This window comes from Paenibacillus sp. LjRoot56, from assembly GCF_964253335.1.
Lineage (GTDB): Bacteria > Bacillota > Bacilli > Paenibacillales > NBRC-103111 > Paenibacillus_E > Paenibacillus_E allorhizoplanae.
This window is the reverse complement of record NZ_CAXURV020000001.1, coordinates 72,501-87,237: the sequence shown is the minus strand read 5'-3', so window position 1 is coordinate 87,237 and position 14,737 is coordinate 72,501. Positions and strand designations below refer to the sequence as shown.

13 protein-coding genes (1 of these 13 running past the window's edge) are annotated in these 14,737 nt (G+C 48.5%); all 13 read left to right on the top strand.

From position 1 onward, the window contains the following. Positions 1 to 126: 126 nt before the first annotated feature. On the top strand, positions 127 to 1,062 hold the full coding sequence (locus ACSQ8O_RS00420; protein WP_235550406.1) for an ABC transporter permease: 936 nt from the start codon (positions 127 to 129) through the stop codon (positions 1,060 to 1,062). A 37-nt stretch (positions 1,063 to 1,099) separates the two neighbouring features. Continuing rightward, a complete protein-coding gene (locus tag ACSQ8O_RS00415) occupies positions 1,100 to 2,029 on the top strand; it encodes a carbohydrate ABC transporter permease (RefSeq protein ID WP_056611399.1) in 930 nt (309 codons plus the stop codon). A 67-nt stretch (positions 2,030 to 2,096) separates the two neighbouring features. Next, positions 2,097 to 3,242, top strand: coding sequence for a glycosyl hydrolase family 8 (locus ACSQ8O_RS00410; RefSeq protein ID WP_436240046.1), 1,146 nt, complete (start codon positions 2,097 to 2,099; stop codon positions 3,240 to 3,242). Positions 3,243 to 3,959: 717 nt separating this feature from the next. Then, the gene (locus ACSQ8O_RS00405) at positions 3,960 to 5,036 is read left to right on the top strand and encodes an ABC transporter ATP-binding protein (protein WP_436240045.1); all 1,077 of its coding nucleotides are present in this window, start codon (positions 3,960 to 3,962) and stop codon (positions 5,034 to 5,036) included. Next, complete coding sequence (locus tag ACSQ8O_RS00400) at positions 5,029 to 5,745, top strand: ABC transporter permease (protein WP_056611390.1); 717 nt, start codon at positions 5,029 to 5,031, stop codon at positions 5,743 to 5,745. The genes ACSQ8O_RS00405 and ACSQ8O_RS00400 overlap by 8 nt, the downstream gene beginning before the upstream one ends. Before the next feature lie 5 nt (positions 5,746 to 5,750). Next, positions 5,751 to 7,139: a GldG family protein gene (locus ACSQ8O_RS00395; RefSeq protein ID WP_436240044.1), complete on the top strand. Its 1,389-nt coding sequence runs from the start codon at positions 5,751 to 5,753 to the stop codon at positions 7,137 to 7,139. Further along, positions 7,136 to 8,068 (top strand): DUF4340 domain-containing protein, encoded by a 933-nt coding sequence (locus ACSQ8O_RS00390; protein ID WP_436240043.1) that lies wholly within the window; start codon positions 7,136 to 7,138, stop codon positions 8,066 to 8,068. The genes ACSQ8O_RS00395 and ACSQ8O_RS00390 overlap by 4 nt, the downstream gene beginning before the upstream one ends. Positions 8,069 to 8,184: 116 nt before the next feature. Next, complete coding sequence (locus ACSQ8O_RS00385) at positions 8,185 to 8,409, top strand: hypothetical protein (protein WP_056611378.1); 225 nt, start codon at positions 8,185 to 8,187, stop codon at positions 8,407 to 8,409. A 28-nt stretch (positions 8,410 to 8,437) separates the two neighbouring features. After that, a complete protein-coding gene (locus ACSQ8O_RS00380; protein ID WP_436240042.1) occupies positions 8,438 to 9,382 on the top strand; it encodes a spore coat protein in 945 nt (314 codons plus the stop codon). A gap of 184 nt (positions 9,383 to 9,566) precedes the next feature. Beyond that, positions 9,567 to 10,046, top strand: a complete 480-nt coding sequence (locus tag ACSQ8O_RS00375; RefSeq protein ID WP_436240041.1) for a hypothetical protein — start codon at positions 9,567 to 9,569, stop codon at positions 10,044 to 10,046. Between the two features lie 177 nt (positions 10,047 to 10,223). Beyond that, entirely contained in the window at positions 10,224 to 10,925 is a 702-nt protein-coding gene (locus ACSQ8O_RS00370; protein WP_056611370.1) for a heptaprenylglyceryl phosphate synthase, read from the top strand. Continuing rightward, on the top strand, positions 10,897 to 13,302 hold the full coding sequence (gene pcrA / locus ACSQ8O_RS00365) for a DNA helicase PcrA (RefSeq protein WP_436240040.1): 2,406 nt from the start codon (positions 10,897 to 10,899) through the stop codon (positions 13,300 to 13,302). The genes ACSQ8O_RS00370 and pcrA overlap by 29 nt, the downstream gene beginning before the upstream one ends. 40 nt (positions 13,303 to 13,342) lie before the next feature. Further along, on the top strand, positions 13,343 to 14,737 hold the 5' portion of the coding sequence (gene ligA / locus ACSQ8O_RS00360) for an NAD-dependent DNA ligase LigA (protein WP_436240039.1). Its footprint extends 627 nt past the window's final position; only the first 1,395 of its 2,022 coding nucleotides appear in the window; its start codon is at positions 13,343 to 13,345; its stop codon lies off the right edge, out of view.

The following is a 14,737-nucleotide window of genomic DNA, read 5'->3' as shown; positions in this document are numbered from 1 at the left end:
AAGGGATGCAGGGCACTAGCGCGTATGGTTTGGTGCCTTGCGTCCCTTCTAATTAGATAAAATGCATTAAGGAGTGGGTGATTTTCTATGGAGAGCCTTACAAAAGAATCCCTAACGGACAGACAAATGCTATCCGAGAAATCAACAGGGTTAGCCTTATTTTTTCGTAAGCTAGGTAAACAAAAAGTATTGATGGCCATGTCGCTGCCTTTTCTCATTTGGTTATTTATTTTCAAATATGTACCGCTATGGGGCTGGTCCATGGCATTTCAAAAATATCGTCCTGCCAAAAAATTCTCGGAGCAAACGTGGGTTGGATTCGATCAATTTAAGTTCCTCTTTCAAGATGAGGGATTCCTTCGCGTCATGCGAAATACATTAGCGATGAGTACGATTAATCTCGTATTAGGTTTTGTTACAGCGATTACCCTAGCTATTCTTCTCAATGAACTGCGTAAAGTTATTTTCAAACGTTTTGTACAGACAATCAGTTATTTGCCCCACTTTATTTCGTGGGTTGTTGCTGCAAGTATCGTGTCCGGTGCCTTATCTACAGATGGCGGGATCATTAATGAAATCTTATTAAAATTACATGTGATTAGCGAACCCGTTCTATGGCTCGGTAAGGGTGAGTATTTCTGGGGAATTCTTGGTGCATCCGAGGTGTGGAAAAACGTCGGTTGGAACACCATTATTTATCTAGCTGCGATGACGACGATTGATCCGGCTCTATATGAGTCGGCAGAAATGGATGGAGCCAACAGATTTCAGCGTATTGTGCATATCACGCTCCCAGGCATTAAACCGGTTATTATCATATTGCTAATTATGAATTTAGGTCACATTCTTGAGTCTGGCTTTGAGCCGCAGTATTTACTCAAAAATGGGATGAACATAGATTATGCAGAAAATCTAGATATTTTCGTACTCAATTACGGCATCAACTTAGGCAATTTCTCTTTGGCAACAGCAGCAGGCATTTTCAAGACCGTCGTTAGCTTTATCTTCTTGATCAGCGCGAATCAAATTGCCAAGCGTGCCGGTGAAGCCAGATTGTTCTAACCGTTTATTTGGACCACTTCACAAGGAGGTATCAGCTATGGAAGCTTCACAACATACAAGCTCAGGCCGGCGGAATACGCACATAGGTGATCGCTTGTTCGATATTTGCAATATCATTTTTATGTTAGCTCTCGTTGTTGTTACGCTGTATCCCTTTGTTAATACGCTAGCCGTAGCGTTGAACGATGCGAATGACGCGGTCCGCGGAGGGATTTATCTATTTCCTAGAATGTGGACGTTCGATAATTTTAAATACGTGTTTAGCGAAGCCGCAATCGTGCATGCTTTCTTCATTTCGGTGCTGAGAACAGTGCTGGGTACGGTGGTTACGGTGTTCTGCTCAGCCATGGTAGCCTACACGATGTCTCGTCAAGAGTACGTGCTTCGCAAGTTCGTTACCGTTTCATTTATTTTCACGATGTATTTCAGCGGCGGATTAATTCCAGGGTACCTGCTCGTTCGGGACCTTGGCATGTTAGGGAGCTTCTGGGTGTATATCATTCCAGGAATGATCGGGGTATTCAACTTAATTATCATCCGTTCGTTTATTGAAGGACTTCCGGATGGGATTATGGAAGCGGCTCGTATTGATGGCGCGAATGATTTCTCAATGTTCATGCGGATTGTTCTTCCGCTGGTTGTTCCTGTATTGGCAACCGTTGCGCTATTTAGCGCAGTTGGTCAATGGAACTCTTGGTTTGACGTCTTCCTGTACAATTCATCGAATGAAAATTTGAGTACGCTGCAGTACGAGTTGATGAAAATATTGCAGAATACGAATACACAAACGTCGCAAACGGCAGCCGATATCTTTGCTAGCAGCGCGAACACGGGGGCAGCAACAGTAACGCCAACGTCGATCCGTTCTACCATGACTATCGTGGTGAGTCTTCCGATCATTATGGTGTATCCGTTCTTGCAGAAGTATTTTGTAAAAGGAATGACGGTTGGCGGTGTAAAAGGTTAGTAGATATAGCGATGAACCCCCGGGATCTCTTATGTCTTGGAGGTTTGTTCATGAGGAGGCATTTCTTATGCAAAAGCAAGCGATGGGCGCATCAGCTACAGGCAGCAACCGCAATCTATTTGCGGAGTATGGGTATGCGGAAGCAGATATTCAAGATAAATTGCATATCATGTGGAACCAATTGTTCCACGGAGATGAAGATACGAGAATCTATTATGAAGCCGGTGAAACTGGTGCTTATTTACTGGATACAGGCAATCTGGATGTCCGTACGGAAGGTATGTCCTATGGCATGATGATGGCCGTTCAACTGAATCAGAAGGATGTATTTGATCGTATTTGGACATGGACACACACGAATATGCTGATAACCGAGGGCGATAATGCGGGCTACTTTGCTTGGTCTTGCAACACGGATGGTTCTAAGCGATCGAACGGTCCGGCGCCAGATGGGGAGGAATACTTCGCTTTGTCTCTCTTCTTTGCCTCTCATCGCTGGGGCGATGGTGCAGCGCCTTATAACTACAGTGAGCAGGCACGTGAACTGCTCCGGACGTGCATTCACAAAGGAGAAGACGGTATAGGTCAGCCCATGTGGAATCCGGAGAACAAGCTGATCAAGTTTGTGCCAAACTGCGAATATTCGGATCCTTCGTATCATCTACCGCATTTCTATGAGCTGTTCGCGGAGTGGGCTTATGAAGAAGATCGGTCGTTCTGGTTGGAGGCTGCGGAAGCTAGCCGGGCCTATATGCAGATGGCGTGCCATCCAGAGACAGGCCTGGCACCGGAGTATGCGCACTACGACGGCACGCCGAATGACGATCGCGGCTACGGCCACTTCTTTAGTGACTCCTATCGTGTTGCGGCGAATATCGGGCTGGACGCGGCTTGGTGCGGCGGTTCCAAGTGGCATGCCGATACAGCCAATCGAATTCAGAACTTTTTCGCGGATAAATCGCCGGAGGACTATCGTCGGTATCAGATCGATGGCACACCTTTTGAGGAGAATGCTCTGCATCCTGTTGGCCTCATAGCTACCAACGCGATGGCCTCGCTTGCGGTGCCAGATGGTGCTCATGCTAGAGCATGTGTGGAGCTATTCTGGCAGACACCGGTGCGTACAGGTGTAAGACGATATTACGATAATTGCTTGTATGCGTTTAGTATGCTTGCGCTGAGCGGGAATTTTAAGATTTGGCTGCCTGAGTAGGCTGCAAATAGGGAAACCATGAACGCTAGTCGTTTATGGTTTTTTTTGTTTGGGCTTCTGGTCGCCATACACCTAGGCAGGCAAGCCCCATCGCTGTCCAGCAATTTGCCGTCGGAAAACCGAGAGATACACTAACCACCAGTTAACACTAAAAGCTATTCAACCACCAACCAAACGAGCTCACAATCAAACGCTATTCAATCACCAACCAAACGAGCTCACAATCAAACGCTATTCAATCACCAACCAAACGAGCTCACAATCAAACGCTACTCAACCCCAACCAAACGAGCTCCGAAGCAAAAGCTACTCAACCCCAACCAATCCAGCCCATGCCAACGCTCCCCCACCATTTAACTGGAAAACCTACGTCTAATTCATCCATTTCTAAGTGAATTTTATATTTAGCTGGAAATTATCCAGTTAATTTTGAGCATTCCTCCACTTTTTCGACTTACATCCGAGAATAGCCGTACCTTTTCCAGTTATTTCACAAAAAACAGAGAAACACACGGAATTACCTGCATGTTTTCCATCTAAATCGTATATCCGACATAATGCGCACTAGCGGAATAAAGCTAGAGCACATACACCTGTTCGTTCACAATTTAGACACATTTTTTTAATCTATTTTTCAGATTTGCTTAAGGTTGGTTTATTGTTCCACCCGTATAGTGATGATGAATAATACGAACGCATAGAAATGGGGGATCTTGGATGCTAGAGGTCAAACAAGTCAGCAAGCTGTACGGAAATGATCGCGGCGTGCATAACATCGACTTCTCGATGCAGCGCGGTGAAATCGTCGGCTTCTTAGGGCCGAATGGTGCTGGCAAAACAACGACGATGCGCATGATTACAGGTTACCTGAATCCGACGCATGGTCAAATATGGGTGGACGGTCACTCCATGTCCGACAACCCGAAGAAGGCGCGCCGCAAGATCGGTTACTTGCCTGAAACACCACCCCTGTACCCCGAGATGACGGTACAGTCTTACCTGCGCTTCATCGCCAACCTGCGCGATGTGCCTGCGCGCGAGCAAAAACTCCGTGTCGGCGAAGCCATCGACAAGCTCGGACTGCAAGGTCGCGAGAAGCAAATCATTCGCTCCCTCTCCAAAGGCTACAAGCAGCGCCTCGGACTCGCGCAAGCGATCCTACACCAACCGGATCTGCTTATTCTGGACGAGCCCACGTCGGGCCTCGATCCGAAGCAGATCATCGAGATCCGCCAGCTCATTCATGAGCTGGGTGAGAACCACACCGTGCTGCTGAGCACGCACATTTTGCCTGAAATTAACGCGATTTGTAACCGCGTTCTTATTATTAACCAAGGCCGCGTCGTCCTCGACGAGCGCCCCGAGCATCTCGGCCGCACGATGGGCGAGACGTTCGAGGTGTCGCTCGAGGTCAAGGGACCTCGCGAGCGAATCTTGACCGAGCTGCGCAGCCTGCCTTCCATCGGCGAAGTCAAAGAAGTCGACGTACCGGAAGCGGGCACAGCGGCACCAGCGGCGTCTGCCCTTGCATCTTTGGAATCTGCGGAGTCTGCCACAGACGAAGCCGACTCGCCAGCACCGGCAGCCGCACCAGCCGAGTCCGTCAAACTCCTCGTCACCTCCGCAGATCGCGCAGAAGACATCCGCGAAGCGTTATTCTTCCGTCTCGCAAGCGCAGGACTACCGATTCTAGCGATGAAGCGGGAAAGCCTTAGCCTAGAGGATATCTTCCTCAAGCTGACGACCGACGAGCCAGCCGACACATCCAAAGAGGAGGATGACACCGATGCGTAGAATCTGGGCCATTTGCTCCAAAGAACTGCAAATGTATTTCTTCTCGCCAGTTGCGTATGTGGCGTTTGCCTTCTACGTGCTGTTGTCGAGCTTCTTCTTTTACGTGAATTTCGTGGCTGGACAGCCGCCAATCGTGGATGCGCGCTCCATCGTGGGCAATACCACGTTCATCTACCTTTTCATCATCCCACTACTAACGATGCGTCTTGTTGCAGATGAGTTTCGTCAGGGTACGGACGAGTTGCTTCTGACATCACCTGCCGGTATTAGCGAAATCGTGCTGGGTAAATATCTATCCGCTCTAATCGTGCAAGTAGGCCTAGTGGCGATCTCCCTTGTATATCCGCTCATTATGTCCTCCTTCGGTACATTGGATATGCCTGTCACGTGGTTGTCGTACCTCAGCATGTTCCTATTAGGCTGCGCGATGATGGCCATTGGCTTGTTTGCATCCAGCTTGTCGAATAACCAGATGGTTGCGGGGATTACAGGCTTTGTTATTTTGCTGTTGCTGTGGCTATTGGATTGGGTTAGCAGCTCTATGACGGGTAAATTGAAGGATTACGTAGGTCAATTCTCATTGACCGGTCACTTAGGAAATCTCCAAAAAGGCGTTTTCCACGGCGGCGACATCCTCTTTTACATCACATTAACAGCCGTGTTCCTGGTTCTTTGTATACAAGTCCTTGAAAGAAAGCGTTGGAGGTGAGCGGAATGAATAAGTGGATACGGGGAACTAATGCGACGGTTCTATCAATCGCGGTTATCGGCATTTTCATTATTCTGACAATCTTCCTTCACTCGCTTAAGGGCTTCCAGGTCGATTTGACGAAAAATAAAAATTTCACGCTCTCAGAGCAAACAACCGCTGCACTCAAAAATCTCAATCAAGATATTCACGTCATCGCCTTCACAAACAGTGGAGACGGCAATGATTTTGTGACACGTCAAGTCACGGATATGGTGGCTGAGTACAAAAAGCAAAGCAGTAAAATTACGTACGATGAGTACGATATGCTGAAGCAGCCTTCGATGGCGAAGCAGTACGGGGTGGACCAAGGCGGAACGATTATTTTCGAAATTGGCACCAAAAAGCAAAACATCAACTTCTATGAACTGTTTGTGGGACAACAGGATGGTTCCTACACATTCTCAGGTGAAGAGAAGTTCACGCAAGCGATTCAGAGCCTGACATCCACGGAGAAACATACGGTTTACTTACTGTCAGGTCATCAAGAGTATCCGGCGTCTGCTATGAGTATTTTTAAAAGCAGCCTGGCTGCTGCCAACTATGAAGTGAAAGATCTGAATCTTTACGTGGAAGGCAAAATCCCGGATGATGCACAAATGCTCATGCTTTTAGGGCCAACTAACGATTTGAACGACAAAGAAGCAGAGCTCATTCAGACCTATTTGAAGGGTAAAGGTAAAATTTATATCGCGCTGGGCTTCAATAAGGATATGACGACGAAGTGGAAAAATATCGATGCCATCATGAAAACCTACGGTGTTCAGGATCAGCACGCGATTGCGATTGAAACGAAACAGACGTCGTTGTATGACCCGTTAACGATCATTCCAGAGTACGGTTCACATGATATTACGAACAAATTATCAAGCAATAATCTGATTACGATGCTGTCACTAGCAGTTAGCTTAAATGCGGATGAAAGTGCGCCGGATTATACCAAATCCTTGCTGTTAACAACAACTGATAAAGCTTACGGTGAAACGGACATTAACCTGCTGGCACAGAACAAGACGAAGCAGGATGCGACAGATGTCAAAGGACCGCTTAACTTGGGTTACGCCATCTCAGACAAAGATAACAAGCCGAAAGCTGTTATTCTAGGTGGTTCTACATTCGTGTTGGATGAAGATATTCAGAATCAAGGGAATAAGGACTTTGCTCTGAACAGTATTGGCTGGCTGCAAGAACAGAAAGATCAAATTACGATCCGTCCACGACAAGGGGATGCGTATCAACAGGCAATGATTACACCTAGCCAAGCGAATACGATTTTCCTCATCACCATCGTGTTCTTACCACTCTTGTTCCTTGTCATTGGCGGCTTGATCTGGTGGAGGAGGAGAAGAGGATGAAACGGTTTATTCCAACCATTCTGTTAGTCGTCATTTGCATCGGTGGCTTCTGGTACGCCTCAAGCAAAGACTTCTTTCAAGAGAAGAAAGATGAACCCAAGTCCCTTCTAATCCTGAAACAAGAAGATGTGAAGGCTGTCACCGTGAAAACGGAGGAGGAGCAGATTGAATTAAGCCGTACGACCACTGGCTGGGATATGCAAAAGCCAGCGGCTGCGCCGATCAATTCGAATCAAGTTGACTCATGGTTAGATATGTTAGGTCTGGTAACGTCGACTAAACTTGTGGAGGATCAAGCAACGAATCTAGCCGAATATGGCTTAGATAAACCAGTGGGCACCTATGAAGTCACCTTGAAGGATGGTTCCAAACACGGCTTACTCGTAGGGACTGCGTTGCCGATCGAAGGCTTCTCTTACGTACAAGTGGAAGGCTCATCTGCCGTGTATCAAGTCAGCGACCAATCATTGACATCGCTGAACAAAACGCCGGTCGACTTTGCCGATACAAGTCCTATTCATCAAGAGAACGACAAGGTACAAAGTGTCAAGTTGACATGGGAGGGTCAGTCATGGACGCTTTCTAAGACAGATAAAGATAAAGTCGCTGCGGATGCAAGCTGGAAGCTTGGGGATAAAGAGATGAAGGGTACGGAGGCAAGTCCGCTGCTCGATCAATTAATCTTCCTGCATACTGGCGAATTACCGCAAGCGGCAGCTCAGAAACCGACCACAGGTGGAGAGCTTAAATTGGAGATTGCCATGACGGTAGACGGGAAAGAAGTTACCGATGTTTATGAGGGTAAATTGAGCGGAGAACAAGTGTGGTTAGCCAAGCAGGGGGGGCAGTGGGTCTACTCGCTGGCAGCCGAGGATATTCAAAAATTAGCAGATGCGTATGCGGGCAAAACCGCTCAGCCTACTTCCTAATGAGAAAACTGCTTCCTACAGGGATTTAAACTGTGGTGAAGCAGTTTTTTTGTTCATCCGACATAAAACGGCATTTTTTGGGAAAAATAAAAGAGAGGAAAGGAGGTCACATGCACATGTACAACACACAAGAGAACCAAGCCATTTCTGGTAAAGAACTTTCGTATCTAACGGATACATTCAAGAATGAAGAATTGTTAGCGAAGCTTTGTGTACAAGGCGCGGTGAACAGCCAAAGTCAGTCCTTGAAGCAAACTTTGTCTCACCTATCGCAAGAGCGTTTGCAAAATATGAGTATCCTAATCAATGCCCTGCAACAACAATCCGGCATGACCCACTAATTCGAACCCACAAGGAGGTGCAAGACGCATGTATCAGCAAAATTCTCAACAACAGCACCAACAACAGCAAGTCGACTTAGAAGATTTAGACTTTGCCAACTTCGTCCTGTCTGAATTGAAGCGCAGTGCACGTGAATACACAACGGCTGCCTTGGAAGCTGCTAATCCTGGCATTCGACAGACCTTTGAAACTTTATTGCAAAAAACACTAGATGATCAAGCGCTTGTTTTTCAAGAAATTCAGAGTCTTGGCGGTTATCAGATTCAACAGGCTGAGCAGCAGATGATTGAGCAAGAGATTCAGAAGCAGAGTCAGACGGCGTTACAAGTACAAGCCATCGTCCAGCAGCATGTGAGCAGAGCGGCGTCAGCAAGCTTTGATCAGCAAGATCGGAGTTCGGAGTCATCGGCACAGTCTCAGCAGCATCAGTCGTACGCACAATCACAGCCGCAATCACAATCACAACAGCATCAATCGTACCAAACACAGTCCCATCAGTCCGAACAGTCGTACCAACAAAGACAGCCATACAGTCAGCAACAAGGACAAACAAATCAACAGCAGAATCAAGTTGCGGCACTGCACCAAGCGCCAACGCCAACGGCAGCACCTACACCTTCGTTCCAGCCAGTGAATTATGCTAACCAGTATCCGAATGCGGTATACAACAATCAACAAGGTCGAGGCCAAGGATATACACCTAGTCAGTCTCAGCAACAGTCCTCTTCTTATAACCAAACTCCAACAAGGAGCTACCAAGATCCCAGCCATGATCAGTCAAGCTACGGTCGTGGATCTCAGGGATATGCTGCTTCTTCCACTCATGCGAATGAGAACACAGGTATAACGGGGACAGGCAGAGGTGCGCAAGCACGTATTGTTTCCCGTACACAGCAAGGCATGCCATCGCCCGGTTCCGAAGGGAACTCCTACATGAATAGGTCACAAGAAGGTACGAAATATAATTTCTAAGCAAGTGTAATCACGAGTAGATCGCTTCCAGATAATCAGACATCCTGTCCTCCTCGGGCAGGGTGTCTTTTTTTCTTCCTCTAATTTGTCCCACTATTTTTCTAATTCAGGAATGAGTACGGCTTGGCACACATATATAAGGAACATAGGATGTCCAAACTTAGGAAAAAGGGAGCTTAAGCTGATGAAAAAAACATGGGTATATGGTGCGGCTACTTTAGTGGTACTGGGAGCATTAACAACGGCGTGCGGTTCCAAAGATGAGGTCATCCCGTCCGTAGCAACAGGGACGAAGGATGCGGGTACGATGACAACGGTTCAAGTGAAGACGGAGACGGGAACAGGAACAGGAACGAAGGCGTCTACGACGAGTGCTAAGCCTGCGATAGATGCCAGCTACAAAGTAGATGGGAAGAATGTCACGATCACGTACCAAACGTCCAATTTTAAATTATCAGAAGAAGACATGAATAAAGCCAATGTACTGGGAGAAGGACATCTCCACTTGTATGTGGATGGTAAGCAGAAGGCGATGATCGGCAAGACAGGCCCATTAACCCTCACGAATTTAACAACAGGTGCCCATGAAATTAAACTTGAGCTTCAGCAAAATGACCACAAAGAAATCAATGTAGAGAAAATTCTCAACATCGTCGTGAAATAACGAACATTTGTGCGTATTCGGGCGCAAATGTAGCTTCAACGAAGATCGGATACGTTCAGTTGCATATTCCTTTAAAAGACGGGCGATTAGCCCGTCTTTTGTCATTTGACACACCAGAATGCGTAGCATAGACTGTTGATAGTATGGCAGAACTGCCGCCTAATCGGAGGGAAACAATTGATCGTCGATATACGTAAGTGGAAACATGTATTTAAGCTCGACCCAGACCGGGACATCTCAGATGAGGCACTGGATCGGCTCTGTTTATCGGGTACAGATGCGATTCTCGTAGGTGGCTCCTCCGGAGTGACGTTCGATAATACGGTAGATCTTCTATCGCGAATCCGTCAATATGAGGTTCCTGTTGTCTTAGAGATTTCGAATCAGGAAGCGATCGTACCGGGATTTGACCTCTTCTTGATCCCCGTTGTGCTGAATGCAGATGATCCGAAATGGATCGTCGGGCAACATCATGAGGCGCTTAAGGAGTACGGCGCATTACTGAATTGGGATGAGATCGTAGCCGAAGGCTACATTATTTTGAATAAAGAAGCGACGGCAGCCCAGCTGACCTCAGCGCGTACCGACTTGGATGTGAAGGACGTAGCAGCTTATGCGCGTATGGCGGACAAGCTTTTTCACATGTCGATTGTGTATTTGGAATACAGCGGCACCTTCGGAGATATGGAGCTCGTCCGTCGGACGCGGCAGGTGCTCGAGAATGCCCGTTTATTGTATGGCGGCGGGATTGACTCGCTAGAGAAAGCGCAACTAGCAGCCGAAGCGGCAGATACCATTGTGGTCGGCAACATTATATATAGTGACTTGGAGCAGGCGCTTCAGACCGTGCATGCGAACTTTGATAGAAATGGAAGGTAACTCTAACGTGAATGAAACTGTCAATATTTTAGAAGCTGTCAAAAAGTTGAACCCCCAACAGCGCAAAGCTGTAGAAGCCGTGGACGGCCCTCTTTTAATTATGGCTGGAGCGGGAAGCGGTAAGACGCGTGTGCTCACGCATCGGATCGCCTACCTGATTGGTACGCGTAAAGCGGCGCCGTGGAACATTTTAGCGCTAACCTTTACGAACAAAGCAGCGCGCGAAATGCAGGATCGTGTAGGCAAGCTGGTAGGTGGCAGTGGAAGCGACATTTGGGTATCCACGTTTCACTCCATGTGTGTGCGCATGCTGCGCAAAGACATCAATCGGATCGGCTTTTCCTCGAACTTTACGATTCTAGATTCTGGTGACCAACTATCTGTCATCAAAACCTGCTGCAAAGAACTCAACATTGATACGAAGAAATACGAGCCCAAAACATTCCAAGCAGCCATCTCCACAGCCAAAAACGAACTTATCTCTCCTAAACAATTTGAAGACAAAATCGGTGATTACTTCGACGGGTTGACCTCGAAAATTTATACCCTGTATCAGAAGAAGCTAAGAGCCAACAACTCCTTGGATTTCGACGATTTGATTATGGCAACCATTCATTTATTTAAAGAAGTGCCAGAGGTGCTGGAATTTTATCAAAACAAATTTCAATATATTCATGTCGATGAGTATCAGGATACGAACAGAGCGCAATATATGCTGTGTCAGATGATCGCGTCCAAACATAAACGCATTTGCGTCGTCGGGGACAGTGACCAGTCCATCTACCGTTGGCGCGGAGCAGATATTAGCAATATCCTCAATTTCGAACAGGATTACCCAGATGCAACGGCGATCCTCTTGGAGCAGAATTATCGCTCGACTTCGAATATTTTGCAGGCTGCCAATAAAGTCATTGCGAACAACACAGGTCGTAAGCCGAAAAACCTTTGGACAGATAAAGAAGGCGGCGTTGGGATTAAGTTGTACCAAGCGGATACCGAGTATGAAGAAGGGTACTTCGTTACGAATGAAATCAATAAGAATAAGTCGAATGGCAAAAGATTTGGCGATCATGCGATCCTATACCGTACGAATGCTCAGTCCCGGGTCATCGAGGAAATTTTGATTAAATCGGATATCGCCTACACCATTGTCGGCGGGGTTAAGTTCTATGATCGTAAAGAGATTAAGGATATTTTGGCTTACTTGAGACTCATCTCCAACCCGAACGATGATATTTCCTTGAACCGAATCGTGAACGTGCCGAAAAGGGGCGTTGGCGGTACGACGTTGGATAAAGTGGCGGAAATGGCTGGACGTAGAGGGATTTCTCTATTTGCCATGTTGGAGGAAGTTGATTCTCTAGAGATCAACACGAAGGCAAAGCATGCCCTTGCGGATTTCCGCGAAATGGTTGATAATCTCAATCGCATGGTGGACTACCTGTCCGTAACCGAGCTTACCGAGAAAATCCTTGAAATGTCTCAGTACCGTTTAGAAATGCAACGCGAGAACACCATTGAATCCAAGGCTCGTCTCGAAAATATTGAAGAGTTCCTGTCCGTGACCATGGACTTTGAGAAGCGTAATGAGGACAAATCCCTCATTTCCTTCCTCACAGACCTAGCCTTGATTGCGGATATTGATACGCTAGATAAAGATAAACCCGAAGAAGAGCAGGACGCTGTCGTCCTCATGACGATGCACAGCGCCAAAGGGCTGGAGTTCCCGGTTGTGTTCATCATCGGGATGGAAGAAGGCGTCTTCCCGCACAGCCGTGCGTTCGCCGATAACGAAGAGCTCGAAGAGGAGCGCCGTCTAGCCTATGTGGGCATCACGCGCGCCGAGCAAGAGCTGTTCCTCACGTGCGCGCGCATGCGCACGCTCTTCGGCCGTACCGCCGCGAATGCGCCGTCGCGATTCCTGCAGGAGATTCCGAAGGAACTCCTGGAAACCGTTTCCGCTGGCGGCTCCAGCGGAGGCTTCTCCCGAGGTGGCCGTTCCGTCGGAGGCTCCTCGTGGGGCAGCAGCGGCAGCGCCGCTGCATCGAGCCGTGGCACGACCATCGGCTCGTCTGCTTGGGGCACACCGTCCTCCTTCGGGGGACGGCCAAGCACTGGCACTGCCGCTGGCGCGACTGCTGCGCCAAGCCCTGCTGCCGCGCCCCGACCGGCTGCGTTCCGGGCTCCGCAGCCTGCCGCAGGCGGCGGGGTGACGGACTACAAAGCCAGCGACCGCGTGTCGCATGGCAAGTGGGGCGTCGGCACCGTCGTGTCCGTCAAGGGCTCGGGTGATGACACCGAGCTGCAAATTGCTTTCCCGGCGCCTGTTGGCTTGAAGCGCCTGCTCGCGAAGTTCGCTCCAATCACGAAAGTGTAGGAGCGGGCAGTTAACACTACATTGAGAGAGGAAGTCCGCCATGACCGATAAACTCGCGGCAATGAAAACCCTCATCCAAGAAATCAACAAGCATAACCATAATTACTATACGCTGGATCAGCCCACGATTTCGGACGCAGAGTGGGACGCGCTTTATGATAAATTGTCCGAGCTGGAGAAGGAGACAGGGGTTACCCTGCCGTCCTCCCCTACCCATCGGGTAGGTGGGGACATCCTCAAAGGCTTTGAACCGCACCGTCATTTAGCACGTCTCTGGAGCCTGGACAAAGCGCAAAACGCCGAAGATTTAGCAACTTGGCATGCACGCGTGCTTAAGCTGATCGCGGATTACAATAGCAAGAATCCTGAAACACCGTTGCCAGACCCGACTTACGTGGTCGAGCTGAAGTTTGATGGGCTTACACTAAACCTAACCTATGAGCAGGGGCAGCTGGTCCAAGCCTCTACGCGGGGGAACGGTACGGTTGGCGAGGGTATTTTGGCCCAAGTCAAAACAATCAAATCGATCCCGTTAGAAATTCCTTACGATCAAGGGACGATTGAAGTACAAGGCGAGGGAGTCATGTTCCTGTCTGTCCTAGAAGCTTACAATCAGACGGCCGCAGAGCCGCTCAAAAACGCTCGTAATGCCGCAGCAGGTGCCCTGCGTAATCAGAACCCCAAACTAACCGCAGAGCGCAAGCTGAACGCTTTCTTCTATAATGTGGGCTACTCGAGTGACCTTCAATTTGAAAATCATGCTGATATGGTTCAGTTCTTGCGGGATAACCTGTTTAAAATCAGTAACCGCACGCGGTACTTCTCCACCATCGAAGAGGTAAGTAGCGAGCTCGAACGCATTGCGGAGGAGCGGTCCAGCTTTGATTTCCTCATTGATGGAAGCGTCGTGAAGCTGACGGATATGCGCACAAGGGAAGTATTCGGCTATACGGAGAAATTCCCGCGCTGGGCGATTGCTTACAAGTTTGAAGCCGAAGAAGCGACGACAATCCTGCAAAGTGTTTCTTGGGAAGTCGGCCGCACGGGTAAAATCACACCTTTAGCCCGCGTGGAAGCCGTTGATCTCGCAGGCGTGACGGTGCAGAACTGTACGCTCAACAATGTCGGGGACATTGAGCGTAAGAACCTCAAACACGCCCTCGGCAGCCTCGTTTACATCCGCCGTTCGAATGACGTCATTCCAGAGATTCTCGGCAAGGTCACCGAGGAGAATGACGGCGAGGAGATCGTGGCACCGACGCATTGCCCGTCCTGCGGCAGTGAGTTGGAGATGCGTGGCGCGCACCTCTTCTGTCTCAATCGTCTCGGCTGTAGTCCGCAGCTCGTGGGCCGGATGGCGCATTTTGCTTCGCGCGATGCGATGGACATTGAATTTTTCAGCGAGATGACCGCTTCACAGCTGCATCAAGAGCTG